Source organism: Pseudodesulfovibrio sp. JC047 (assembly GCF_010468615.1).
Classification (GTDB): domain Bacteria; phylum Desulfobacterota; class Desulfovibrionia; order Desulfovibrionales; family Desulfovibrionaceae; genus Pseudodesulfovibrio.
In genome coordinates this window covers 42,715-67,657 of the sequence record NZ_WUEH01000006.1, presented here as the reverse complement: position 1 = coordinate 67,657, position 24,943 = coordinate 42,715, and the positions used below count along the sequence as shown (strand labels likewise).

Here is a 24,943-nt window from a genome sequence, read left to right as displayed (position 1 = left end):
CTTTTATGGTCCTTTAGGGACCATCCCCTTTCGAGGGTATGACACGGGATCATAAAAGGTGTCTGATAATGACGCGGCAGGCTTGGGAGACTCTTCAGACCCAATCCACTGATTGTTGACCAATCGCACCCCGGCATCACGGAGAGAGGATCTGGCCGAGACATCAAGCAGGCAATCCTGAAAACAGGTTTGATCGCTGAACTCAGCATGATCCCAATGAACGCCGGTCAAATCGCACCGATAAAAAAAGACCTTTCGCAAGACGGCATCCTGAAAATTCGCTCCGACCAAAGACGTCCGTCTGAACTGGGTCAAGGCGTCCATCGGACTCGTATCCATGCCAGAAAAATCACAGTGCTGCATGGTAGAGCCGCTAATAAGCACCCCCGGAAACACGGCGTTGACAAACGTAGCTCTGGTAAAATCACAGAACTGCCCGTGGAAATTCCACAAATACATGTTGTTAAAGTTGGTTGATTTGAAATTGCTGTACACATACATCCGGCCATCGGCATCGACAGCCGGGAAATCGGCACATTCACACTGCATCGTTTTATAGCGATGCGTCTCCATTTTGGAACATGGTACTGTCACATACTTGAAATCCGCGCCAAGCGATTGCGGTATACTGGCCGCATTCTGCTCATTTTCAGACAGATTCAAGGCCTGAACAGGCGTGGCACACAAAAGACACACGGCCCACCACACTCCGATACTCCGTTTCATGACACTCGCTCCTTTGAAGCCGTCACCAACACATATGAGGACACTGTTCGAAAACAATGCCCTCATACCATGAATTCAAATATCCGGTAAAGAAAGAACTATTAATCTGTGGACAACCTACCGATTCGGTAGAACAAACTCGCCTGAGAGCATCCCCCGCCCAGACCAAGGGATCGATAGAGCGCGTCCATGTCCACGGCTTCCCGAACAACACTGGCCAGGTTGTCGATGGCATCTTCCAGATCAAACCGGGTCTGGACCTGTTCAAGCGGCGACAAGCCCTTATCCATACGCAACTGGTCAATGAACCAACGCCGGAATTCATCGGCATCGAACAGGCCATGAAGATACGTGCCGAAAACCCGACCGTCAGCCAAACCATATCCCAACGGGTCACCGTCGTTATTGCGGAGGGCCACACGAAGCCCGTCAGAAAGCGGCTTGGTCTGACCATGATGGATCTCATAGCCATGCACTTTCTGACCAGAAGCGGAATGGACACCATGTGTCCGAGTCAGGGTCTTTTCCGGGGCAAGCGTGGTCTGGATCGGCAACAGGCCAAAACCTTCCACACGGGTCGTCTCGGATTCAAGACCATACGGGTCGTCCACGATCTCGCCAAGCATCTGGAAACCACCACAGATACCCACAATACGCGTCCTGTGCGGGCCGCGAACCAACTCGCGCAGCACGGCGGCCATGCCGGTTCCCCGAAGTGCCTTCATGTCCGGCACGGTGGATTTCGATCCGGGGAGAATCACGGCATCCGGCGTGCCCACGTCTCGAGCGTCGGTCACCACCCGAATCCGCACATCCGGTTCGGCAAAGAGTGGATCGATATCATTGAAATTCGAGATGCGAGGCAGGTCCACCACCACGATATCCACGCACTCTGATTCAGGACGCTTCTCGCCATCAGGCCGCAACCCTTCCTTGAAAGACACGGAATCCTCTTCCGGCAGACCAAGAGAATGAATGTAGGGGATGGTGCCGAGCACCGGCTTGCCCGTGTGTTCGAACATCTGACCGAACGCGGGTTCGAGCAGACTCGCGTCACCCCGGAATCGGTTGATGAGAAATCCTTCGACCAATGACCGCTCCATGGGCGTAAGCAAACTCATGGTCCCGACCATAGAGGCGAACACGCCGCCCCGATCGATATCACCAGCCAACAGCACACGGGCATCCGCGTAGCGCGCCATGGCCATGTTCACGATGTCGTGATGCTTCAAATTCACTTCTGCGGGACTACCGGCACCTTCCAGCACCATGATGTCATATTCGTTGGCCAATGAATCATACGCAGCCTTGACCGCCTTCCAGGCACGGGGCTTGTATTCGACGTACTCCCGCACCGCCATGTTGCCCACGGGCTGGCCCATGACAATGACCTGCGACCCCACATCGGAACCGGGCTTGAGCAACACGGGATTCATGCGCACATCCGGTTTCAGGCGACAGGCCATGGCCTGCGTGACCTGAGCTCGGCCCATTTCTCCGCCCTGATCCGTGACAAAGGAATTCAAGGACATGTTTTGCGCCTTGAACGGAGCCACGTTGAACCCGTCTTGCAGAAGGATTCGGCAGAACGCCGCCGCCAACACGGATTTACCCGCATTGGAGCTGGTCCCCTGAAGCATCAGGGCCGGTGTGTGTTTGGTCCGTTTCACGACCGGAGGACGCGCAGTCCCATTCACGGCCTGCATGGCCCGCACAAGCCGATCATTCTCTTCCTGACCGCGCACCGCGACCCGAAACCAATGGTTGTCCAAACCCGTATAGTTGCCACACAGTCGGATGGCGATACGGTGATCTGCCAAAAGCCGTTCACTGAGCATGGCCGCGTCCTGTCCCACGCGTTCCACACGGCACAACAGATAATTTGCGGCCCCCGGCAGGACCTTCAACCCCGGCACACTCCGCAATCCGGACGCGAGCGCGTCCCGCAACAGAGCGGTCTGTTCCCGGGTCTTGGCAGCATACCCAACGTCGTGCAGGCATTTGATCCCCACCCGTTGGGCCACGGTATTCACGGACCACGTTGGCAACCGCTGTTTAAGCCGCACGATCACATCAGGATCGGCAAAGGCCAAGCCAAGCCGAATACCCGGAATGGCGTAAAATTTAGTCAGGGACAGGACGGTAATGACATTCGAGGGCCGATTTCGAATGAGTCTGTCCGCATCCTCGGGCAGGAAATCGCTAAAGGACGAATCCACCACAAACAACGATTGCGGGAACATGGCCGCCACTTCACGCAGATCATCCGGAGAAAACATGGTTCCGGTAGGATTGTTCGGACGGCACAGGTACACGATTGACGGCGTCGTCAACAGCGTTCCCATGGCCGGAAAATCCACCTGAAACGCATCTGTCATAGGCACTTCGACAACCGAAAGATGATGCGCCTTGCACGCCCGGGCATAGTCCACATACGTGGGTGTGGGGATGATGGCCTGTCGGTGCTGCCCCATACCCGCGATACCGAACAACAATTCGGACGCGCCATTGCCAGCCAAAACTTGCGAGGGCCAGACTTTGAACTTTTCCGACGCGGCCATCACCAAATCGTGACACTCCGGGTCGGGATAAGCATCCACATCCTGCAACGCCTGCCCCACGACCTGCCCCAACCACGGCGGCGGACCAAGCGGGTTCACATTGACCGAAAAATCAAGAATATCCTCGGGCGAACATCCAAGAGTTTCGGCAAGGCGCCGAGTATTGCCACCATGCGCGTATTTCTGTTCATCAAGTATATCGGGAATTCCCGCAAAAACCGTTTGCTTTTCCATGAATCATCTCTCAAGCGTTGAAAGTCTAGATAATGTTAAGACTTGGAAATGAATACGCTGAAAGACGCCATGTGTCCACCGATGCCCACGCAAGAGAGCCCGCCCATGGCAACGGGTTTTCCGACAACAAACACTCGAATGCACGGCGAAAGACTCAGGAAAAAGCAAGCGTTGTACCGACCATGTTGACAATGAATTCCTCGGGCATGGCTTTTTCGATGGCGAGCGTGGCCGCTCGTCCCGTGCAATGCGCCGGAACCACATACTGCGGGGAAAACTTTTGAAAAGCCGCAATGGTCGGTTCAATGGCATGAACAAACGCCGGGCCGGTCAAATGAAATCCACCCATGATCGTGTGAACCTGTTCCACCCCTGTCACGGCCTGCGCGTGGGCGACGGTATTGACGATTCCGGCATGGGCGCAGCCGGACAGCACGACCAACCCCTTGCCGCGAAGATGAAACACCATGGACGAGTCATCTTCGATCATATCCTTGGAAACCGTGCCATCCCGCTCTTCATAGGCGTTGGGCATTCCCTGTTCAAAGGCACACGTTCTCGGAATTTCTCCGAGGAAAAGCGCGGTCCCGTCCAGCATTGGTCGGGGAGTCGTTGTTTCGCACACTGTCACCCCCAAGGCCCCCACGTCAGCACGGGCCAATGGCGGAAAATCTATTTCATACGCTGTCGGCGTCTTCACGAACCGACGTTTTTTGAACACCTCGGGATGAACGACCAGATCCAAATCCGTTCGGCCAATCTTTTCCACGATCTGTTCCATGCCACCGAAGTGGTCCATGTGCCCATGAGAAAGGGCCAAGGCCTCAACCTGCGTCAAATCCACGGACAACAAATCCGCATTGAAGGCCGCGCCGTGCGGAGAGCACCCGAAATCGAACACCATGCTTCGACTCTGCCCGTCAACAGACACGGTGATATATGTGGAAAAACCATGCTCGGCCAATGGACTGAACGACAATGTGGCCCCGGTGTTGGTCGGATTTTTCACCAAAATAGGCCGCTTGACAACCGCATTTCCATCCATGGCAAGCACATCGATATAATTATCCTGGAGTGTCAAGATCGTCACCGCATCGACTTCCGCAAGCACTTTTCGCATACTGCCTCCGTATGGCATAAAGAGTTTAGTAACTAAACAGTATACCAGCTATACACTACAGATTTGGCAATGAAAAGCGTTTGTTCCCTCTGCCTAAATAACACCGTCAAAACCAGTGTTTTCAAAATCAGACAAAAAAATCGACCGACCACACGCAAAACATGGTTGAAGAAAACACCCTCGCAGTATACGTCATTTTATACATAGAACGGAACATCAATTCATACAACAAAACACGAGTTGTCACGTGCAGACAAAATCCATCTACTTATGGGGAGCCGGGGGAAACGGCAGAGCGCACATGCACGCGTTGAGACCCCACGTCAAACTGGCCGGATTCATCGACAACGATCCCCAAAAACAGGACACGCACCTGTGCGGACATCCCGTACACGGCCTTCCCGACATACTTGACTCCGCCCCGGCAGCCATCTTCATCGCATCCAGCTGGGCATTGGACATCACCTCCCAACTGCTCCGGGAAAAGGCCCTTGATCCCACCAGAGTCATCGACTTCACATTGAGCTTGCTGCTTGAGCTGGAACACGCGCAACGGCAATCCGGCCAGACCATTCTCATCACCGGGAATTCATATGCGTTCAACGGGTTCAATGCGGACGTGTTCGACCACGAAATGCTCAATCTCGCCTTGAGCAGTCAGGACCTGGCGACAGATTACGCGCTGGTTCGCGAAGCTGTTCACCGGCTTTCGGCCAGCCGCATCGACGCGGTTTTCATCACCCTGTATCATTACATCTTTGATTATGAAGCGGCCAAACGTCCGGGTATCGACACCAGTCACATCTATTCCTTTCTCGACTCCCCGAATATCACGGCCAGTGCCTACGCCGACATTTTTCACCACGACCTGAACACCAAGGTCAGAGACTCTTTTTCGCAGACCATCACGCCAACCATGGTCCGAAATGCACCGGCCAGCGCACACAGCAGATCAAACAAGGTGTACCCGGCCAGCCAGAAACGAAATGTCAGCACATTGAACGCCATGCTGGCATTTCTTCACGAAAAGGCCATCCGTCCGATTTTTCTCATCATGCCCATGCATGATTCCTACATCGCAGGGATATCGCCCACACAAGCAACCGCTTTTTATGCAATGGTGTCAGAACTTTCAAAAACATATGATGTTCCAGTCTTGGATGCCTTGAAAAACCAGTACCCGGACACCGCGTATGGCGACCCCACCCATCTGAACCGATATGGCAGCCGCCTGTTCAGTCAGGATGTCCGTGCATTCATGGACAATCTCTGACCTCGACGGCTCGGCAGCGTCCTGCCAGCCGCATTTTTCCCGTCAACCACACACAAAAAGGCCACCCATGACAGGTGGCCTTTACTTTTTTTGTGTAAATTCAACGCTAGTTGAACAAAGTCCCGATCCGATTGAAACGGATATCGGTCAATGATCCCCAGGACCAATAGATGACCAGGGCCTTGCCCACGATCTTCTCGCGTTTCACCGGTCCCCACCATCTGGAATCATACGAGCCTTCCCGGTTGTCACCCATGACAAAATACTGTCCCTCCGGCACGGTATACGGACCGAAATCATCCCGAATCGGGACTCGGGACGTCTTGATGTGTTGGGTATACGGCTCGTCAAGCGGTTGGCCATTGATATACACGACCTTGTTCCGCACTTCGAGGGTCTCGCCGGGCAAACCGATCACTCGTTTGATAAAGTCCTTGGATTCATCCTCGGGGAATTTGAAAACAATGATATCGCCGCGTTCGGGATCACCGACCGAGGCCAGCACCTTGCCGTCTGCGGTTTCAAGCCAGAGATTGGATGGCAGCCGGACATCGTAGGCAAATTTGGTCACCAGCAGGTGGTCACCAATCTGCAAGGTTTGCAGCATGGAGCCGGACGGGATCTTGAATGCCTGAACAATAAAAGTACGAATAAACAACGCAAGCAACAAGGCCACGACAATGGCCTCAAGGGTATCGCGAAAAGATTTCAGAGAACTTTGAGTCATGGTGATTATTCCAATTTTTGAGACGTCTAAAAATCGTAAAAAAACGGCGCGTGACACCGTGGCCCATTGGGCACTTCCATCAGCAAAGGCATTCTTTCATGTAAAAAGACCGACGGGATACAACCATCTCGGCTGATCCGCAAGCCATTAATCGTCATCTGACTTGAGAACGGAAAGGAATGCTTCCTGCGGGATTTCAACGTTGCCCATGCGGCGCATCCGTTTCTTTCCCTCTTTCTGTTTCTCAAGCAATTTGCGCTTCCGCGTAATATCGCCGCCGTAGCATTTGGCAGTGACGTCCTTGCGAAACGGTGCATTGCGTTCCTTGGCGACAATCTTGTTCCCGATGGCGGCCTGAATGACCACCTCAAACATCTGCCGAGGAATCGATCGTTTCAACTTCAAGGCCAATGACCGACCAATCCGGGCCGCGTTCTCGCGATGCACGATGCAGGAAAACGCATCCACCGGGTCGCCATTGATGAGAATATCGAGACGAACCAGATCGGCCTCCCGATAATCAATAATCTCGTAATCCAGGCTCGCATATCCTTTGGTGGACGATTTGAGCTTGTCAAAGAAATCGTACATGACTTCGGCGAATGGCATTTCATAGGTGATGACCACCCGTTTTTCCGTCAGGTACGCCATATTCTTCTGAATGCCCCGTTTTTCCTCGCACAACGCCAAAACCGCACCCACATATTCATTGGGCACATGGACTTCAAGCCGCACGAACGGTTCACGGATACCGCCAATTTTTGACGGATCAGGCAACTTGGATGGATTATCGATACTCATGATCTCGCCATGAATATCCGCCACTTCATAGATAACGGACGGGGCCGTGGTGATGAGCTTGGCCTCAAACTCCCGTTCCAGCCGTTCCTGAATGATCTCGATATGCAGCAGCCCGAGGAATCCACATCTGAACCCGAATCCCAAAGCCTGCGAGGTTTCCGGCTCATAGCTGAACGCCGCGTCATTGAGCTGCAATTTTTCCAGTGCGGCCTTGAGCGTTTCATATTCAGCCGGTTCCACCGGATACAGACCGGAAAAAACCATGGGTTTGACCGGCTTGAACCCGGGATAGGGTTCCCCAACAGGATTTTCCGCCTTGGTGATGGTATCGCCAACCGGCGCATCGCCAAGCTCCTTCATTGACGCACACAGGAATCCGACCTCGCCGGGTCCCATGGCCTTGATATCCACGGCTTCAGGCATGAACGCACCCACCCGGGTCACCTCAAATTCCTTGCCCGTGGAAAAAATCTTGATTGTATCGCCCTTTTTCAACGTGCCGTCGAGAATTCTGAACAGCACGACAACCCCTTGATACGAATCGTACCAGGAATCGAAAATCAACGCCTTGAGCGGAGCGTCCGGGTCTCCCTGAGGCGAAGGCAGCAAATTGATAACGGCATCGATGACTTCCTGCACGTTCTTTCCCGTCTTGGCCGAAACCATGATCGGATTGGAACAATCCAGCCCGATCACCTCTTCGATCTCATGACTGATCGCGTCCGGGTCCGCGCTGGGCAAATCGATCTTGTTCAGCACCGGAATCACTTCAAGATCATTGTCCATGGCAAGATACACGTTGGCCAACGTCTGCGCCTCGACGCCCTGCGTGGAATCAACCACCAGCAAAGCCCCTTCACAAGCCGACAAGGACCGCGACACTTCATAACTGAAATCAACGTGCCCAGGTGTATCAATGAGGTTCAAAATATACTTTTCGCCGTCCGTATCCGTATACGGAATCCGCACGGTCTGCGCCTTGATGGTGATTCCGCGTTCGCGTTCCAGTTCCATTTTATCAAGGTACTGGTCTTTTTTCTCGCGATCGCCAACCATACCTGTCAACTCGAGAATCCGGTCCGCCAACGTGGATTTCCCATGATCGATATGGGCGATGATACTGAAATTTCTAATCTTATCTATTTTGCTCATAATGCCTTTTAGGGGAACGCTTTTTATGCCGCCCACACACAAAGACCCGTGGTTGACGGCGTTTCGGAACAGTCTTGTAAAGGATTTGAAGGGCCTTGTCTAATATATATGGGCCAGCCAATACCCAATCAGAGCAGTTGACGAATGCCTTCGGCGACCCCTCGCCGGGGTGGCGTGGGATGTCTCCGACGGCCAGAGGGGAACCTCTTGGAAGAGGTTCCCCTCTGGACTCCCTTCCAGAACTTTTTGTCGCGCCTTCGGCGAGGTCCCACGACATCCGTTGCGTGAGATTGAAGAAGTGGGAAAGAGGGGAAAATAAAAGGAATAAGAGTATCTATCAGAATACACACGTTGTACAATTCATAAAAAAGTCTGTAAAAAATACATTTTTTTACAACGCTCTCCCAAGAGCCGCACGAACTCACGCTGCCGACAGCTTCGAACGAAGCTCGCGACACAAAGTTTAGAGAGTCCAGAGAACCTTTTCAAAGGTTCTCTGGTGGGTCCGGGCAAAGCCCGGGAAAAGTATCGACACTACCCGATAAGCTCTTCGACCCGTCGAGTGATATATGATTGAATTTCTTTTATTTTATCTTGAGAACCGACAGCGACGGTCTTGGCTTTTTCTGTAAGAACGGCTTCATCGAGATCGCTCATCATGCCGATGGTGAAGGTATCCACCTCGTCATCGTCGGGGGCAAGTCCACAGCCGCCCACGGCGCCGATGTACTCTCCGTCGTGCAGGACCGGCACAGCCACCCGCATCATACCGCCGTCACAAAATTCGGCAATGGGTTCTTTGGTTGTGCTCAACACATGGTGAAACATCTGCCCGGCTGGCGCGCAGATAGAACCGAAACCTTTGGCATCGTCACGAATGGTGGAACAAAGTTCGTTCCCCCAGGTGTGTCCAACCACTTTTTTCCCTTCGGCATCCATGATGTCAGCATTCAAACCAAAGGCATCACGCAGTTCATTCTGCAAAGCGATGAGATCATCTTTTCCGATGAGGTCCGTCAAATTCATACAGGCCTTCCTTGCTGTGAATGATATTCCGTCCAAGACGGACTGATCGATTTACTCCCATTTACGCAGTCGTGCAAGTCCGTAATGACACCCGTTCGCAACACGATTTTGGTTTTCAGCAGCTTCAAAACCGGCTAGAAGCATGGGCGGAGACACAGTATGAAGTATGATTTCAAACAAACATTGCGCGGCATGACCTTCGGGATTCCCTGGAATCTCGCTCTGCTCACGTTCGGTTCATTCCTTGTGGCATTTTCCGTCAAGTCCATTGCGGTCCCACATGGACTGCTGACCGGCGGCATGTCCGGCATCGCCCTGCTCTGCTATTACGCTTTTGAGGGGCTTTCCACCGGACAATGGTATTTCCTGCTCAACCTGCCGGTCTTTGTGCTGGGATGGGTCTTTGTCAGCAAACGTTTCTTTTTCTACTCGCTGTACGGCATGGTCATTTCATCGGTGTTCATCGATATCATCCCGTGGACGCTGCACTTCAACGACATCTGGCTGGCCGTCATCACAGGCGGCGGCATCATGGGTGCGGGCGTGGGCGTGGCACTGCGTTCTTTGGGATCCACCGGCGGGTCTGATATTCTCGCTGTGATCTGCAAGGAAAAATTCAACATGTCCCTCGGGGCATTTGAATTCTGGTTTAACATGATCGGTTTCCTGGGCGGATTTCTCTTCCTTTCGATAGACATAGTGCTCTATTCCATTATCATGACATTTGTCATTGCGTTCGGCATCGAATATGTTCTGGGCATGTTCTCGGAACGAAAAATGATCCTCATTGTCTCCGACCACGTGGCCGCCATCAACGCGGCCATCCTCAATGATCTCGACCGAGGCGTCACGATCCTCGATGGAACGGGCGGATACACGGGCGATCCCAAAAAAGTTCTGTTGACCATGATCTCTTCAATACAGCTCAAGGAACTGGAGGGACTGGTCTACTCCATTGACCCAGACGCATTTTTCATCATGGGGTCCGGTTTTCACGTTCAAGGACAGGGGTTTTCGTCAAGAAAGGTGTATTAAATAATGTTCTCCACCCATCCTAATAATGCCAACCTTCGCAGTATCGGCCTGATTACCGACTTCGGTCTGACCGATCCGTATGTCGGCCAACTCAAAGGCGTCATCGCCAAGAAAGCCCCGGCGTGTCAGGTGGTGGACATCTCGCACGACGTCGAGCCCTTCAACGTGGCACAGGCCGGTTTTTTCCTGGCAGCAAGTTACGAACATTTCCCGGACGATGCCGTCATACTAGCCGTGGTCGATCCCGGTGTGGGCACGGATCGACGGATTGTCTGCGTCCAGATCGATGACAGACTGCTGGTCGCCCCGGACAACGGGCTGCTTTCACTGGCCATGACACACACTTGGACCGATGTGCGTGCATTTGATCTTTCTCGGGCCAAGGCCGCACCCAAGAAAGTGTCGCACACCTTTCACGGACGAGACATCTTCGCCCCACTGGTCGCATGGCTGGCTCTCGGCGGATCACCCGGCGACCTGGGACAGGAAATCGATCCCGCCAGCCTGCTTTCGCGAGCCTGGAGTCATCCGACCCTTTCCCCGGGACAGGCGCAGGGCCATGTGCTGCATATCGACCGATTCGGCAACTGCGTCCTCAACCTTGAAGCGGGCTGCCTCGGCTCGCCCCAAACCGTCCACATGATATCTCCCGCCGGAGGCGAATTGGCCTATGTCACGACATACGCCGACATGCCCGAAGGCGCACCCGGACTACTGGAAGGCAGTCAGGGCTTTCTCGAAATCGCCGTCAACCAACGATCTGCCGCCAAACGATTTGGCCTGTCCATGGGCGACGCAATAGATCTTACATGGGAGGATTGACCATGTTCCGTACCTTTATCGACACCCTCGGTTTTCTGACACGACTCGCCCCTGCGCGCGTCATCCCGGAAAAAGCCATGAACCAATGTATGAAATTCATGCCTCCTGTCGGTCTGCTGATCGGCGCAGTCATTGTCCTGCCATTCTGGCTCGGACTGTTTGGCAAAACCCCGTGGATTCAGGCCTGGCTCATGGTGCTGCTCAACATCTTCATCACCCGAGGACTGCACTACGACGGACTGTCGGACGTGTGCGACGCAGTCACCACCCACACCAATCCGACTCGATTCTGGGAAGTCATCAAAGACAGTCGGGCCGGGGCCTTTGGCATCATCGGTCTCATCATGCTCATTCTGGGACAGGTGCTCCTGATTCACGAAATGGCATCCGTCAAAGCATATGGGGCGATTCTGTGGACCTTCATTCTTGGACGGGCCGCATCGGTCTGGCTCGGATACCATGTCCGTCATCTGACCAGACCAGGTCTGGGCAAACTGTATATTGACGGCGCCACACTCGGCACGGCCCTGTTCGCCGCCGGATTTGCCTTCATTCTCGGGCTATTGCTGACCGGACTCGTCACCACCGTGGCCGGAACCGTCATCGTCTCGCTCATGCTGATTCCCATCTACCGGCTGGCCGTCAAGGTTGGCGGTGCCAATGGCGACTTTCTCGGATGCGCGACCATGGTGGGTGAAATCGCTGCGGGACTAGGATTCGTCCTCGTCATGTAACGATCATCCAAATCTAAAAAATAAAAGGCCGGGAACGCATCCACGTTCCCGGCCTTTTTTATGTCAGATTGAAAAGGAAACTACGCCTTCACGATCTCCAATCCGCCCATGTAGGGCTTGAGGACATCGGGAATCACGATGGACCCGTCGGCCTGCTGGTAGTTTTCCAGCACAGCGACCAGGCACCGTCCCACGGCAAGCCCGGAACCGTTCAAGGTGTGAACGAACTGTTTCTTCTTGGAATCCTTGGGCTGGAACTTGATGTTTGCCCGACGGCCCTGAAAGTCGCCGCAGTTGGAACAGGAAGAAATCTCGCGATATGCGTTCTGACCCGGCAGCCAGACTTCGATGTCATAGGTCTTGGTCGCGCCGAATCCAAGATCAGCAGTACACAACTCGATGACCCGATACGGAATTTCGAGCAACTGGAGAATCTTCTCCGCTGCACCGGTCATGTCTTCGAGTGCCTCAAATGACGTGTCCGGGTGCGAGAAATTGACCATCTCCACCTTGTAGAACTGATGCTGTCGAATCAGGCCTTTCGTATCCTTGCCATAGGAACCGGCCTCGGACCGGAAACACGGAGTCTGGGCACAGACCTTAATGGGAAGCTGTTCTTCATCAATGACTTCACCGGCATAAATATTGGTCAGCGGGACCTCGGCCGTGGGAATCAGGTATAATTCCCGATCGTCGGTCAGCTTGAACAGGTCTTCCTCGAACTTGGGCAACTGGCCGGTGCCGGTCATGGTCGCCTTGTTCACGATGAACGGCGGCAACACCTCGGTGTACCCATGCTGTTCGGTCTGAGTATTCAACATCAACTGAGCCAGTGCGCGTTCCAACCGGGCGCACCAGCCGAAACTGATGGAAAACCGGGAACCAGCCAACTTGGCCGCACATTCAAAGTCGAGTCCACCCAATTCAGTGCCGAGTTCCCAATGTTCCTTGGGCGTAAAATCAAACGTCGGCGTTTCACCCCAATACCGGACCACAGGATTGTCATCTTCGGACGCGCCCACGGGCACGGATTCGTGCGGAATGTTGGGAACGGCCATCATCCACGCGGTCTGAGCGGCCTGAACCTCGGTGAGTTCCTTGTCCAATTCCTTGGTCCGAGCGGACACGTCACCCATCTTCTTGAGCAGATCGGACGCATCTTCACCGGCCTTCTTGCGCTTGGCAATCTCCGGGCCGACCGAATTCTTCTCCGCCTTGAGCGACTCGACCTCGGCGATCAACGCCCGACGTCGGGTATCAAGGTCGATAAATTCCTGAACATCTATCTTTGAACCACGTTTCTTCAAGCTCTCCCGAACACGCTCGGGGTTCTTCTGCATCATCTTCAAATCAAGCATGGGTCACTCCTCGTTCGCTCCCCGTGATATCTCAGGCCACGCCGTCTTTCAAGGCGGCGAGAACCTGTGTCTTGTCCATTGTCGTCGTATCGATCGTCACGGCACTCTGTGCGGCCACAAGCGGGGCCACGGCACGATTGCGATCCTGGTGATCCCGTTTGGCGATCTGCTCCGTCAACACGACCAAATCGGCGGGGGCACCCATTTCCTTGAGCTGCCTGTACCGACGGTTGGCTCGTTCCTCCACGGAGGCGTCCAAAAAAAACTTGTATGGTGCGTCGGGGAAAATCACGGTTCCCATGTCTCGCCCTTCCGCCACCAAAGAAAACCGGGTGCCCAATTCCTGCTGGGCTGCCTTCAAGAACGTCCGAACCACAGGCAATGTCGCGAAATTCGACGCCCACATGCCCACTTCTTCGGTCCGTATTTCCTCACCGATGGGGACCGAATTCAGGCTCAGGACCGAGTCCTCGCCAATGCCGGACAACCCGAAATGCATCTCGTCCAGTCGAGCCTGTATCTGCGCCGTATCCCACTCCCAGGCACCCGCTCCAAGGGTCCAGGCAATAGCCCGAAACATGGCACCGGTGTCGAGATAGGGAATGGAGAGATGCCGGGCCAACTGTTTGGCCATGGTGGATTTGCCCACACCGGCAGGACCATCAATAGTGACGATCAAAGGATTATCCATGCAGAATGTCCTCCAGTACCGTGATGAACGTCGTATTTTCCGCATCGGTTCCCACATTCACACGAATGCATTTGCCCATGCCGAAACTGGCCAATGGCCGCACGATGATGCCCTTGCCCAGCAGTGCCTTGAACACGGCCTGCGCGGGTTTGACTGGCTCGAACATGACAAAATTCGACTGACTCGGCCAGACCTTGCACCCAAGTCGGGTCAATTCCTTCGTGAAATATTCTCGACCACGAAGCACAAGTTGCAGGGTCTCATGAAAAAAGACCTCGTCATCCAGCGCGGCCAGAGCGGCTTCTTCGGCCAGCAGGTTGACCGTAAACGGAATCCGGGCGTTTTGCATCACCGCAGCCAGCGAAGGAGGCAAAATACCATATCCCACACGCAATCCGGCCAGACCATAGGCCTTGGAAAATGTCCGCAGGACGACCATATTCTCGAACCGGTCAAAGGCCTGCACCGGGGAATATGATTCGGGCGGCCAGGCGAATTCGATATACGCCTCGTCCACCACCAGCAGGCAATCCTTTGGCAAAACGCCCGCCAACACGGACAGATCATCCACCGTGGCGGTCAGTCCCGTGGGATTATCCGGGCTGGTCACGATGACCATGGCCGTGTTTTCATCCGCTGCCTCGGCCATGGCAGCCAAGGGCAACTCGAAATCGTCACCGCGCGGGACTTCACGATATTCCAGCCCCGTGAGTTTGGCACACATCCGGTACATGGCAAAGGAATTGCCGTAGCACACCACATTGGACTGCCCGGGAATCCCCTTCATGCGGAACAACATGTCGATGATCTCGTCCGATCCGTTGCCCACGAGAATGGATTCCTCGGCGACCCCCGCTGTCCGGGCAATGGCCTTGACCAAACGGGGCGAATGATTCTGCGGATACCGAAAAGCACGAGCCGCGTGTGCGGCAATGGTCTTCTGCACCACCGGAGATGTCCCCAGCGGATTTTCATTGCTGGCGAGCTTGATGACCGTATCAAGGCCATACTTCTCCTGAATCTGCTCAATGGTCAGCCCCGGTACATACGGAGCAAAATCCCTGATTTCCGGACGGACGGTAAAATCTCTCATATTTCCCTCATCTCAAATAAAAAAAAGAACGGCCGAAGCCGTTCCTTGTATATATTTTATGCTCGTCAGTAAAGGGTTCTAGTCCGGCCGCACGGTCAACACGGGAGCTGCGGAATTCTTGACCACCTTTTCGGCCACCGAGCCGAACAGGATACGATCAATTCCCTTGCGCCCATGGGTTCCCATCACCACCATATCAATGTCTTCGGCCTCGGAAAGAGTCAAAATTTCCTCGGCGGGATACCCGGTAACAACCCGGCCTTCCACCTTCAAATCATTGAAATTCTCGGCGACAAAGGTGTTCATGGTATCCTCGGCACCGGTCACGATCTCTCCGACAAAGCTTTCAATGGAACTCGGTGGAACATGGAACCCCACATATTGGCTCAAAGACGGGGCCACATACAACACCACCACCTGTGCATCCGAGCATCTGGCGATCATGCTCGCATACTCGGCAACCATCGGGCTATAATCGGAAAAGTCCACTGCACACAAAATCTTCTTGACGTCAGCCATGGTTTTCCTCCTTGCTGTATTTCCATTCCCCGCTCAAGACTTTCATGAAAGAACGGGTTTTTTCCTATTGTTTTTATGCCTCTCCACGCTCGAATAGACAACCTTTTTCTTCTTCTTTATACTTGATATCGTCATGACGTGACAAGATCGGGCATGTGGCAATTTTTGCCGGGTCATTCTCTTAAAAAGATACTATTTTTCAACAGCTTATCAAGTTAAGCCTCTTGGCAGGATTATTGCAATTTCTCAAGCAAACCACAGGATAGGAGTAAAACCATGATGATCCGTCCTGATCAGATCGAGGGTGTCCGCCCGGAGCAAACGCAACGGAAGGACAAGGTACACCAGACCGGAAACGCCTTCGGGGATATTCTCAACCAGGAAGTGGCTCGGGAAGATTCTCCTGCAAAAACGCAGGGGGCTGCGCCGCCTCCAATCATGAATCCCCTGATTGCAGCGGGGTCTGTCGGGGCTGTCCAACCGACGCCCGATACAGCCACGCATGTGACCGGAAAAGTGGAATCCATTCTCGACAAATGGGAACAGTATACAGCGACACTCGCAGGCCCGGAAGGAGGACTCAAGTCCGCCTACTCCGCCCTTGACGAAATCGCCGGAGACGTGGCCGCACTCAAGAACGGTCAGACCGAACTCGCCCCAGGACTCAAGTCCATTGTCGATGAATTGGAGACACTGACGGCGACCGAACAGTTCAAATTCAACCGAGGCGACTACGTGTAGTCATCACACAAAAACAGGCCACCAACACATGGTGGCCTGTTTTCAGTCTGTGCCCCGAAAAACCGTTTCCCGGTCCTGAACACGCCGTTCTCCTCAAATCTGACAACGATGCCCAAAAGATTCCTTTTCAAGGCACCGTATCGAACTAGATCAACCCTGACAGGTCATAGGTATCCGCCTTCTCTATTTCCACATCCACAATGGTCCCGAGGGGGATATCCACATCTGGCGGCGCACTGACATAGGTGATGCCATCCACGTCCGGGGCCTGAAACCAGGTTCGACCTTCATACAATCCGGGCCATTCATCCGAAGGACGTTCAATGAGGACCGGCAGGGTTTCCCCCACATACTGCGAAAGAATATCTTCACTGATTCCGGCCTGAAGTTCCATAAGTGCGTCCCGACGGGCCATCTTGATCTCGTCCGGCACCTGATTGTCCATGGCTGCGGCAGGCGTTCCGTCCTCCGGCCAATAGGGAAACACACCAAGATGATGGAACCGGGTGGTGCGCACAAACTCCATCAACCGCTCGAAGTGGGCATCGGTCTCACCGGGGTAGCCCACGATAAAGGTCGTGCGCAGGGCCGCATCCGGAAAAACGGACCGGACCCGATCAATCACTTTCTCCGGATTCCTGGCAAACGGACGTCCCATTGACGCGAGCACATCCGGGTGCGCGTGTTGCAATGGAATATCGAAATACGGCAAGAACGGTGGGACATGTTCCTTGAGCACCGAAAGCAGGGATTCGGTCAGCCCGGCCGGATACAAGTACATGATGCGCAACCATTCAAGCTTGGGAATGGCTGCCACTCCACGAATCAAAGTCTGGATGTCATGCCCGGGTCCGAGATCCGAACCGTAGGCCGTGGAATCCTGTCCCACCACGATGAGTTCCGGCACGGATTCGGCAAGCTGGGTGGCCTCATCAACCAGAAACTCCACCGGCCAGCTTTTGTGTGGGCCGCGAATGGACGGGATGGTACAGAATCGACAGTTATGCGAACACCCTTCAGACACTTTCAAATAGGCATATGCCGGGCTGGTCGAAACATTGCGCGGCGTCTCTCGGTCCACGGGCACATCCAACGCCTTGGCAGCCATGGCCGGCCACAGGTGAATTTCCTCGGTCGTCAGCCACAAGTCCACTTCAGGCAATTCGGTCTTCAAATCCTGACCATATCGAGACACCAGACACCCCGCCACGCACAGCAGCGGTTTTTTCCCGGTTTCCCCGGACACCTCGGCAATCTCCCGGACCGCGTCCAGAATCGTTGTCACGGATTCTTCGGTAGCGGGTTGGATGAAACCACAGGTATTGATGAGGACAAGATCGGCCTCGGCGACCGATTCCACAGGGGTCATGGCTGATCCCAACGTGCCGAGAAGCCGCTCGGTATCCACACGATTTTTGGGACATCCCAGACTTATTGTATACACATTGACTTTCTTGTCAGATGGTTGTGACATTTCATTTCCTTTGATCTGGCTCTACAAATACGATAGTATAAAACTGAAATTCAAATCGGTTCGGGCAAGTGTGCACAGGTACGGTGAGGAGGTCAAATTGCAAGAGACTTCACAGATACACCACAGGCGCCATGTCATAGGCGTTATCGGCGATATTCCAGCCCTTCTGACGTTCTGGCAAATGTTCAAGGACCAGAGCAACGACGAGGCCCTCAAGGAAATCGGTGTGGTCGCTGCCGCCCTTCCAGGCGAAACAGTCCTGCCCGAAGCCGACGATTCCGGTCGAAGCATCCCTACCTATGCAGGGTACAAAACCATGCTGGACCAGCACCCAGAAATCAACATGATTATCGAGGCGACAGGTCGTCCGGGCCTGGTCCACGAACTTCGCAACTACCTCCCGCCAAGCATCACCCTTGTCGAACGCAACGCGGCCAGTTTCTTCATCAATCTCCTGACATCCGACAAGGTCTGGGTGGCCTGTAAACTCGATCTGCTCCACACCCAGAACATGCTCAAGACCATCATCGACCAGATCGATCAGGAAGTCCTGTTTCTGGACCACACCGGAGCAGTGGTCGGCATGAATCAGGTGGTCGTCAAACGGCTCGCCTTGCCCAAACAGGATCTACTAGGCCGGTCCTATTGCGAAATATTCACGGACTCCAGCAACGGCGAATGTGAATTCACCCCCGACCCGTTCGAACGCGCCATGAGCACCAAGGCCCCGGCCGAAGCCATGACCAGCCAGGTGGACAAGGATGGTCGGGTTCATTACTTCCGCGTCTACATCACCCCGATTTTCGACGAAGACGGAACCGTCAACCACGTGGTGGCATCCAGACGGGATATCACCCTGCGAACATCCATGGAAAATCGACTCCAGCAAGCGGAGAAACTGGCCTCCATCGGCGAATTGTCCACTTACATGGCCCATGAAATCCGCAACCCCCTCTTTTCGATCAGCGGGTTCGCCAACTCCCTGATGCGCAATCCGGCAATGGACGAAAAGGCCCGCGAAAAATTGGGCATCATTCTCGATGAATCCAAGCGTCTGGACAAAATTCTCAAGAGCCTGCTCAATTTCACCCGACCAACCGCCGCCGAAGTCCGGGAAGTGGACCTCAATGAGTTGGTGCAGACCACCATGAATGTCATGAGTCTGCCATGCGCCAACCAGAACGTGACTTTGCAGGTGAATCTTGATCCGTCCATGGCCAAGGTCAAGGCCAATCCTGACCTCATCAAGCAATGTCTCATCAATCTGGTCAAAAATGCCCTCGAAGCCATGCATGACGGCGGCAAGCTCTTTGTGACCACATCCATGAATCAGGACCACGCCGTGCTTACTGTCGAAGACACCGGCGAAGGCATACCGCTGGACATCCGCGAAAAGATTTTCAACCCGTTCTTTTCCACGCGGGACAAGGGAGCCGGACTGGGGTTGGCCCAAACGCAAAAAATTATCAATGAAATAGGTGGGCAGGTGGACTTGATTTCCGTGGAAAAGGTCGGGACCAAACTCACCTTGCAACTCCCACCCATTCTGGCGGTTGCAGAAGACGACAACTCCGGGTAAACCACTCCACACACTGTTCTGAGGTCCATTCTTCAAAATGCGCCGCACCGTTCAACCGTCAGCCACACAAGGGATCAGCCATGGACACCATCGTTCTCGCGACCAACAACGCCGGTAAAATCAAGGAACTCTCCGCCATGCTGAAACCGTTCGGCGTCGAGGTGAAGAGCCTGTCCGAATTCCCGGAGATCGGCGATATCCCTGAAACCGGCGACACCTTTCTCGAAAATGCGTTCATCAAGGCCCGGACTGTTTCCCAAAAGACCGGACTCATTGCCGTTGCCGACGATTCAGGCATTGAAATCGATGCCTTGGACGGTCGCCCCGGCGTCTATTCCGCCCGGTATGCCGGAGAAGCATGTGACGATCACGCCAACAACGAAAAGATGCTGGCCGAGATGAAAGATATTCCTGAGGAGAAGCGCACTGGCCGATATCGATGCGTCATGGCCGCCACCGCGCCCAACGGCACGGAAATCCACACCGACGGTGCCTACGAGATTCAGGTTGGACACGGATACAAAGGTGACGGAGGATTCGGATACGACGTCATCGTGATCGACCCGGAACTCGGTTGCCATGTCGCCGAATTGGACGCCGCCACCAAAAACGCTCGATCCCATCGGGGCACGGCCATGCAAAAGCTGCTCGCTCTCTGGCCGGAATTCTGGAAAAAAGCCCAAGCTTAACCGTTTTTACCCCACGCACTCACTTGAGCCAGTCGCCTGCCATCAAGGCGCGCCCTTGTGTCGTGTCAGATATTTGATCCGCAGGCCGCGCCGGATGCAAAGGCCCAATGCAGATTGAACCCGCCAAGATGGCCGGTCACATCCAGGGCTTCACCGATCACGTACAGACCCGGAACCGAAGTACATTCCATCGTTTTTGACGAAATCTGATCGGTATCGACACCGCCCACGCACACCTCGGCCTTGCCATACCCTTCGGTCGATGCCGGAACCACGGTGAACCGATGAATCCGGTTCGATGCGGCCTCGATCTGTTTCAAGGAAAGCTGGCTCACGGATGTTTCCCCGAGTTCTCCCGACACCAACAGGCCGGGCAGTCGTTTGGGAAGCACATGGCCAAGCATATTCCGAAATTGGATATTCGAACGCCGGTGGTCTTCCACAAGCGTTTCCACGGAATGACCCGGCAAAAAATCGATCGTCACGGATTGCCCCGGTCGCCAGTATGACGATGCCTGCAATGTCGCTGGCCCAGAAACTCCCTTATGCGTAAACAGCAACGGGTCAGTGAACTGAACACCGTCAACGCTCACCGTGGCCTCCAGCGCATTGCCAGCCATTTCACGACAAAATCCCTGAAGATGTTTCGGAAAGACCAGTGGGACCAGTCCCGGATGTGGCGCAACAACACGCAACCCGAACTGTTTTGCCAGCCGAAAGCCCAGATCCGTCGCCCCGACCTGGGGCCACGAAGGTCCACCCAAGGCGATCACCAAGGCATCTGCCGTCACCACATCATCATCTGTCGTCACGGAAAACGGTCCAGTCCCTGAAACGTCCTGAATCGCACTGCCCAACCGGACATCCACTCCGGCACGCGTGCATCGCGTCAACAGCGATCCCGCGACCTTACCAGCTCCCTGATCCGTAAAAAGCTGGCCATGCTCCCGCTCTTCATACGAGATGCCCTCTTCCGCCAACAACGACACCACGTCCCATGGCGAAAGACGCGCAACAGCCGATTTCACGAAATGCGGATTGCCACAAATATAGTTGGCATGAGTCACCTGCAAATTCGTGAAGTTGCATTTGCCACCACCCGAAACGCGAACCTTGCGAGCCGCCTTGGCACCATGGTCCAAAACAACAACCCCCAAACCACGCGCCACAGCTGTCATGGCACAATACAAACCAGATGCCCCGGCCCCAAGAATAAGTACGTCAGTGTGTGTCATGCACCGCTTCTACGGCAGACCGCCCCGAGAAGCAAGCCTCCCCCGGGGACGCGTTCTTTTATGCCTTCGGCGACCCCTCGCCGGGGTGGCGTCTTCGACGACCAAAGAACCTTTGAAAAGGTTCTCTGGACTCTCTAAACTTTTTGTCGCTCGCTTCGCTCGAAGCTGTCGACATCCGCGTTCGTGCAGCCCTTGGGAGGACGTTGTTAAAAATTGCATTTTTTAGAGGCTCTATAAAAAAATTTCAAACGTCTTCTTTTTGCAAAACCATCGTATTTCTTGCCCCATCCCCTCTTTCATATCCCTCCCCCTTCTTCAATCCCACTCAATGAATGTCGTGGGACCTCGCCGAAGGCGCGCCAAAAAGTTCTGGATGCCGGAGGCATCTAATGCCACCCCGGCGAGGGGGGACGGAGACATTTTTTCATTTTTGGCAAGCTGCCAGAAAAGGGGAAGACTCTTTTCATTGGGTGAACTTTCTGATACAAGCGGCTGACGTATTAGTTTTTTACGGAGGATGTGCGTATGATGGGTTATTTCTGGTTTTTCCTGGGGCTGGCTTTGACCATTGCTGCTTTGGTGATGATTAAGATCAGTTCTCCGAACGAACAGTAGTTTTCGGCCGCGCGGCGGCCTTTTCAGGGGAATCGGTGAAGACCGGTTCCCTTCATTTTTTGGGAGGCGCAGGTGATACTGTATTCTTGGAATGTCAATGGGTATCGAGCGGTGATGAAGAAGAACTTTCGTGACTGGTTGGACGGTTGCGGTGGTGATATTATCATGGTGCAGGAGACCAAGGCGCATCCAGACCAGTTGGGCGAAGAAGACCGCGAACCGGATTCCTATTCCAATCATTACTGGAACTGGTCCAAGAAAAAGAAAGGATACTCTGGTGTCGCCTGCTTCGCCAATCCAGAACCCCTGGCCGTAACGACCGGGCTGCCGGACCCGCGTTTCCAAGATGAAGGCCGTGTGCTGCATTTGGAATACCCGGATTTTCATCTTTTCAACATTTATTTCCCCAATGGGCAGATGTCGGATGAACGGCTTGAATTCAAGATGGGATTTTATGACTGCTTTCTTGAATACGCCGAAGAACTTCGCAAAGAAAAACCCATTGTGGTGGGCGGCGATTTCAACACCGCTCATACGGAAATTGACCTGAAAAACCCCAAACCCAATGCAGACAGGTCCGGTTTTTTACCGATTGAACGAGCTTGGCTCGATAAATTTGTCGCTGCGGGGTATGTGGATACGTTCCGTCTGTTTGAGAAAGGACCACATCAGTATTCATGGTGGTCCTATCGGTTCAATGCCCGGAAAAACAATGCGGGATGGCGAATCGATTACTTTTTCGTGTCTGAAGAATTGAAAGATAAAGTCGTGGGCGCATGGATCGAATCTGATGTCATGGGGTCCGACCATTGTCCCGTGGCGGTCGAAATCGACATTTAAGGAATACGTCCGTGGCGTGGGGATGTCGCGGAAAAAGACAGAGACGGTATTCGTTGGCACAGTCCTTCCTCTGCGAGAAAAAACGTGATGTGATTAGGTGTCCAAAGAGTCCAGCGCGTGTCCGAAGAGTGTTATGTCCCCCAGGATGGTGGCGATGGTATCTCGGACATCGTCCGGGAGGGCGTCAGCCTCAAGAGCCGTCAGGAGTTGGTCTAGGTCAATGTCGTTCTTTTCGGCCAGCGCACGCAGTTCTTCGCGTTTGTGTGTTTCCATGATTCAGCTATAAAGGACAATAGCCCGTCAGGCAATGACGCAAAAAAAGGCCCTGCTTCGGAATCCGAAACAGGGCTATGTTTTATTGAGGACGACGATGGTTAGTCTTCGTAACCAAATGAATCAACCACCAGTTTGGTCCGGGTCTTGGAAGCAGCCATGCGGGTTTCGAGATCGTGTGCATATTGATCCAGGTCGAGCTGGATCTGGGCAACACCGGTCTCCATGGCGGCCTTAGCAACAGCCGGAGCAAGCCATGTCAGAACACGCGGATCAAGCGGTTTCGGAATGATATAATCAATACCGAATTCCAGCGTGTCCACCCCGTAGGCATCACACAGATCTTGCGCAACGGGTTCCTTGGCCAGTTGAGCCAGGGCATTGGCAGCCGCTATCTTCATCGCTTCATTGATGGTTGTGGCCCGACAATCGAGCGCGCCACGGAAAATGAACGGGAATCCAAGCACATTGTTTACCTGATTGGGGAAATCGGATCGACCGGTGCCCATGATGATGTCGGGGCGTATATCCTTGACATCGTGGTAGGGAATTTCGGGGTCGGGATTGGCGCAGGCAAAAATGATGGCATTGTCAGCCATGGTTTTGACCATTTCCTGAGTGATGGCGTCCTTGACGGACAGCCCTAAGAACATGTCGGCACCGACCATGCAGTCGGCCAGGGAACCATGATCGGTCGCCTGGGCAAAATTCTTTTTGAATGTATTCAACCCATCGCGCCCGGCATGAATCAACCCACGGGAATCGAACATGAAGATATTTTCACGTTTGACACCCATGTGAACATACAGATTCGAGCAGGCAATGGCTGCGGCTCCGGCACCGGACACCACTATCTTGATTTCTTCAATTTTTTTGCCGGAAATTTCAAGGGCGTTGATAATGCCGGCTGCGGAAATGATGGCGGTTCCGTGCTGATCGTCATGAAAAACGGGAATATTCAGGATTTCCTTGAGTCGAGTTTCAATTTCAAAACATTCGGGAGCCTTGATGTCTTCGAGATTGATACCGCCGAACGTGGGTTCGAGCATGGTGCAAAAGGAAACGATCTCATCTGGTGTCGTGGCGTTGATATTGAGATCATAGACATCGATATCGGAAAAGATCTTAAACAGGACACCCTTGCCTTCCATCACAGGCTTTCCGGCTTCGGGACCGATATTGCCAAGACCAAGAACCGCGGTTCCGTTCGAGACAACAGCCACCAGATTGCCCTTGTTGGTATAGTCGTACACGGCGTCTGTGTCTGTGGCGATTTCACGACACGCTTCGGCAACGCCCGGGCTGTAGGCCATGGACAAGTGTTTGAGTGTCTCGCACGGTTTGATGGACATGACTTCCAACTTTCCTGTGCGGTTTCCCGAATGATAATCCAGAGCCTCATTTTTCGTGAACAATGCCATTTTTTCTCCTTCCATGAAGTTAAGTGGCGTTGATACGGGTGTTCCTGGATGCGCGTCAAGAGAATTTCCCCTTATACACCAGTCTGTTGAGATTCTTTAGGTCAAGGGAAAGAGGCTTTGAATATTCCTTTTATGTGCATTTCCCTGAGGCAAAAAAATCTGTCTCTCGTCCATTTTCCTGTATGAATGAGGCCTTGAGAATGA

General features: G+C 53.7%; 22 protein-coding genes. 8 read left to right on the top strand and 14 right to left on the bottom strand.

Annotation, left to right across the window (positions count from 1 at the left end; genetic code table 11):
- Positions 1-3: 3 nt before the first annotated feature.
- The 3 genes from GO013_RS05365 to GO013_RS05355 all read right to left on the bottom strand — a co-directional run bounded on the left by GO013_RS05365 (position 4) and on the right by GO013_RS05355 (position 4,641).
- On the bottom strand, positions 4-726 hold the full coding sequence (locus tag GO013_RS05365; RefSeq protein WP_163809033.1) for a pentapeptide repeat-containing protein: 723 nt from the start codon (positions 724-726) through the stop codon (positions 4-6).
- Between the two features lie 101 nt (positions 727-827).
- Positions 828-3,521 carry a cobyric acid synthase gene (locus GO013_RS05360; RefSeq protein WP_163809032.1) on the bottom strand — a complete coding sequence of 898 codons (2,694 nt, stop codon included), beginning with the start codon at positions 3,519-3,521 and terminating at the stop codon, positions 828-830.
- 154 nt (positions 3,522-3,675) lie between these two features.
- A complete protein-coding gene (locus GO013_RS05355) occupies positions 3,676-4,641 on the bottom strand; it encodes an MBL fold metallo-hydrolase (protein ID WP_163809031.1) in 966 nt (321 codons plus the stop codon).
- Positions 4,642-4,888: 247 nt separating this feature from the next.
- Between GO013_RS05355 and GO013_RS17515 the strand changes: the two genes are divergently transcribed.
- Positions 4,889-5,914 (top strand): D-alanyl-lipoteichoic acid biosynthesis protein DltD, encoded by a 1,026-nt coding sequence (locus tag GO013_RS17515; RefSeq protein WP_163809030.1) that lies wholly within the window; start codon positions 4,889-4,891, stop codon positions 5,912-5,914.
- A gap of 106 nt (positions 5,915-6,020) precedes the next feature.
- On the opposite strand, the gene lepB is transcribed toward GO013_RS17515, so the two are convergent.
- The 3 genes from lepB to GO013_RS05335 all read right to left on the bottom strand — a co-directional run bounded on the left by lepB (position 6,021) and on the right by GO013_RS05335 (position 9,620).
- Entirely contained in the window at positions 6,021-6,641 is a 621-nt protein-coding gene (lepB, locus tag GO013_RS05345; RefSeq protein ID WP_163809029.1) for a signal peptidase I, read from the bottom strand.
- Between the two features lie 147 nt (positions 6,642-6,788).
- A complete protein-coding gene (gene lepA / locus GO013_RS05340; protein ID WP_163809028.1) occupies positions 6,789-8,594 on the bottom strand; it encodes a translation elongation factor 4 in 1,806 nt (601 codons plus the stop codon).
- Positions 8,595-9,128: 534 nt separating this feature from the next.
- Positions 9,129-9,620, bottom strand: a complete 492-nt coding sequence (locus GO013_RS05335; RefSeq protein ID WP_163809027.1) for a PocR ligand-binding domain-containing protein — start codon at positions 9,618-9,620, stop codon at positions 9,129-9,131.
- Between the two features lie 159 nt (positions 9,621-9,779).
- Here GO013_RS05335 and GO013_RS05330 point away from each other — a divergent pair, with 159 nt between their 5' ends.
- From GO013_RS05330 to GO013_RS05320, 3 genes are read left to right on the top strand one after another with little or no spacing between them, the layout of a single operon-like run.
- The gene (locus tag GO013_RS05330) at positions 9,780-10,655 is read left to right on the top strand and encodes a YitT family protein (RefSeq protein WP_163809026.1); all 876 of its coding nucleotides are present in this window, start codon (positions 9,780-9,782) and stop codon (positions 10,653-10,655) included.
- Positions 10,656-10,658: 3 nt separating this feature from the next.
- Complete coding sequence (locus GO013_RS05325; protein ID WP_163809025.1) at positions 10,659-11,477, top strand: SAM-dependent chlorinase/fluorinase; 819 nt, start codon at positions 10,659-10,661, stop codon at positions 11,475-11,477.
- A 2-nt stretch (positions 11,478-11,479) separates the two neighbouring features.
- Positions 11,480-12,211 carry an adenosylcobinamide-GDP ribazoletransferase gene (locus GO013_RS05320; RefSeq protein ID WP_163809024.1) on the top strand — a complete coding sequence of 244 codons (732 nt, stop codon included), beginning with the start codon at positions 11,480-11,482 and terminating at the stop codon, positions 12,209-12,211.
- An 80-nt stretch (positions 12,212-12,291) separates the two neighbouring features.
- On the opposite strand, the gene serS is transcribed toward GO013_RS05320, so the two are convergent.
- From serS to GO013_RS05300, 4 genes are all read right to left on the bottom strand, one after another.
- A complete protein-coding gene (serS, locus tag GO013_RS05315) occupies positions 12,292-13,569 on the bottom strand; it encodes a serine--tRNA ligase (RefSeq protein WP_163809023.1) in 1,278 nt (425 codons plus the stop codon).
- Between the two features lie 31 nt (positions 13,570-13,600).
- Entirely contained in the window at positions 13,601-14,260 is a 660-nt protein-coding gene (gene cmk, locus GO013_RS05310; RefSeq protein WP_163809022.1) for a (d)CMP kinase, read from the bottom strand.
- Complete coding sequence (gene hisC, locus GO013_RS05305; protein ID WP_163809021.1) at positions 14,253-15,353, bottom strand: histidinol-phosphate transaminase; 1,101 nt, start codon at positions 15,351-15,353, stop codon at positions 14,253-14,255. The genes cmk and hisC overlap by 8 nt, the downstream gene beginning before the upstream one ends.
- Positions 15,354-15,431: 78 nt before the next feature.
- The gene (locus GO013_RS05300) at positions 15,432-15,872 is read right to left on the bottom strand and encodes a universal stress protein (protein ID WP_163809020.1); all 441 of its coding nucleotides are present in this window, start codon (positions 15,870-15,872) and stop codon (positions 15,432-15,434) included.
- Positions 15,873-16,148: 276 nt separating this feature from the next.
- Here GO013_RS05300 and GO013_RS05295 point away from each other — a divergent pair, with 276 nt between their 5' ends.
- Positions 16,149-16,613, top strand: a complete 465-nt coding sequence (locus GO013_RS05295) for a hypothetical protein (protein ID WP_163809019.1) — start codon at positions 16,149-16,151, stop codon at positions 16,611-16,613.
- Between the two features lie 145 nt (positions 16,614-16,758).
- On the opposite strand, the gene rimO is transcribed toward GO013_RS05295, so the two are convergent.
- Positions 16,759-18,087, bottom strand: coding sequence for a 30S ribosomal protein S12 methylthiotransferase RimO (gene rimO / locus GO013_RS05290; protein WP_163809018.1), 1,329 nt, complete (start codon positions 18,085-18,087; stop codon positions 16,759-16,761).
- 97 nt (positions 18,088-18,184) lie between these two features.
- Between rimO and GO013_RS05285 the strand changes: the two genes are divergently transcribed.
- Together GO013_RS05285 and rdgB are read left to right on the top strand one after the other, a co-directional pair.
- Positions 18,185-19,666, top strand: a complete 1,482-nt coding sequence (locus GO013_RS05285; protein WP_239057755.1) for an ATP-binding protein — start codon at positions 18,185-18,187, stop codon at positions 19,664-19,666.
- Positions 19,667-19,746: 80 nt separating this feature from the next.
- Positions 19,747-20,355, top strand: coding sequence for an RdgB/HAM1 family non-canonical purine NTP pyrophosphatase (gene rdgB / locus GO013_RS05280; protein WP_163809017.1), 609 nt, complete (start codon positions 19,747-19,749; stop codon positions 20,353-20,355).
- A 65-nt stretch (positions 20,356-20,420) separates the two neighbouring features.
- On the opposite strand, the gene GO013_RS05275 is transcribed toward rdgB, so the two are convergent.
- Positions 20,421-21,590, bottom strand: coding sequence for an aminoacetone oxidase family FAD-binding enzyme (locus tag GO013_RS05275; protein WP_163809016.1), 1,170 nt, complete (start codon positions 21,588-21,590; stop codon positions 20,421-20,423).
- Positions 21,591-22,277: 687 nt separating this feature from the next.
- Between GO013_RS05275 and GO013_RS05270 the strand changes: the two genes are divergently transcribed.
- The gene (locus GO013_RS05270; RefSeq protein WP_163809015.1) at positions 22,278-23,045 is read left to right on the top strand and encodes an exodeoxyribonuclease III; all 768 of its coding nucleotides are present in this window, start codon (positions 22,278-22,280) and stop codon (positions 23,043-23,045) included.
- A 93-nt stretch (positions 23,046-23,138) separates the two neighbouring features.
- Here GO013_RS05270 and GO013_RS05265 read toward each other — a convergent pair whose 3' ends face one another.
- On the bottom strand, positions 23,139-23,318 hold the full coding sequence (locus GO013_RS05265; RefSeq protein ID WP_163809014.1) for a hypothetical protein: 180 nt from the start codon (positions 23,316-23,318) through the stop codon (positions 23,139-23,141).
- A 101-nt stretch (positions 23,319-23,419) separates the two neighbouring features.
- On the bottom strand, positions 23,420-24,739 hold the full coding sequence (locus GO013_RS05260; RefSeq protein ID WP_163809013.1) for a malic enzyme-like NAD(P)-binding protein: 1,320 nt from the start codon (positions 24,737-24,739) through the stop codon (positions 23,420-23,422).
- Positions 24,740-24,943: the final 204 nt, after the last annotated feature.

Coding starts and splice junctions, on each gene's coding strand:
- GO013_RS05355 (WP_163809031.1), bottom strand. CDS start 4,641: ATGCGAAAAGTGCTTGCGGAAGTCGATGCGGTGACGATCTTGACACTC.
- GO013_RS05330 (WP_163809026.1), top strand. CDS start 9,780: ATGAAGTATGATTTCAAACAAACATTGCGCGGCATGACCTTCGGGATT.
- cmk (WP_163809022.1), bottom strand. CDS start 14,260: ATGGATAATCCTTTGATCGTCACTATTGATGGTCCTGCCGGTGTGGGC.
- GO013_RS05335 (WP_163809027.1), bottom strand. CDS start 9,620: ATGAATTTGACGGACCTCATCGGAAAAGATGATCTCATCGCTTTGCAG.
- GO013_RS05260 (WP_163809013.1), bottom strand. CDS start 24,739: ATGGCATTGTTCACGAAAAATGAGGCTCTGGATTATCATTCGGGAAAC.
- GO013_RS05360 (WP_163809032.1), bottom strand. CDS start 3,521: ATGGAAAAGCAAACGGTTTTTGCGGGAATTCCCGATATACTTGATGAA.
- serS (WP_163809023.1), bottom strand. CDS start 13,569: ATGCTTGATTTGAAGATGATGCAGAAGAACCCCGAGCGTGTTCGGGAG.
- lepB (WP_163809029.1), bottom strand. CDS start 6,641: ATGACTCAAAGTTCTCTGAAATCTTTTCGCGATACCCTTGAGGCCATT.
- GO013_RS05325 (WP_163809025.1), top strand. CDS start 10,659: ATGTTCTCCACCCATCCTAATAATGCCAACCTTCGCAGTATCGGCCTG.
- GO013_RS05300 (WP_163809020.1), bottom strand. CDS start 15,872: ATGGCTGACGTCAAGAAGATTTTGTGTGCAGTGGACTTTTCCGATTAT.
- lepA (WP_163809028.1), bottom strand. CDS start 8,594: ATGAGCAAAATAGATAAGATTAGAAATTTCAGTATCATCGCCCATATC.
- hisC (WP_163809021.1), bottom strand. CDS start 15,353: ATGAGAGATTTTACCGTCCGTCCGGAAATCAGGGATTTTGCTCCGTAT.
- GO013_RS05320 (WP_163809024.1), top strand. CDS start 11,480: ATGTTCCGTACCTTTATCGACACCCTCGGTTTTCTGACACGACTCGCC.
- GO013_RS05295 (WP_163809019.1), top strand. CDS start 16,149: ATGATGATCCGTCCTGATCAGATCGAGGGTGTCCGCCCGGAGCAAACG.
- GO013_RS05265 (WP_163809014.1), bottom strand. CDS start 23,318: ATGGAAACACACAAACGCGAAGAACTGCGTGCGCTGGCCGAAAAGAAC.
- GO013_RS05365 (WP_163809033.1), bottom strand. CDS start 726: ATGAAACGGAGTATCGGAGTGTGGTGGGCCGTGTGTCTTTTGTGTGCC.
- rdgB (WP_163809017.1), top strand. CDS start 19,747: ATGGACACCATCGTTCTCGCGACCAACAACGCCGGTAAAATCAAGGAA.
- rimO (WP_163809018.1), bottom strand. CDS start 18,087: ATGTCACAACCATCTGACAAGAAAGTCAATGTGTATACAATAAGTCTG.
- GO013_RS05275 (WP_163809016.1), bottom strand. CDS start 21,590: ATGACACACACTGACGTACTTATTCTTGGGGCCGGGGCATCTGGTTTG.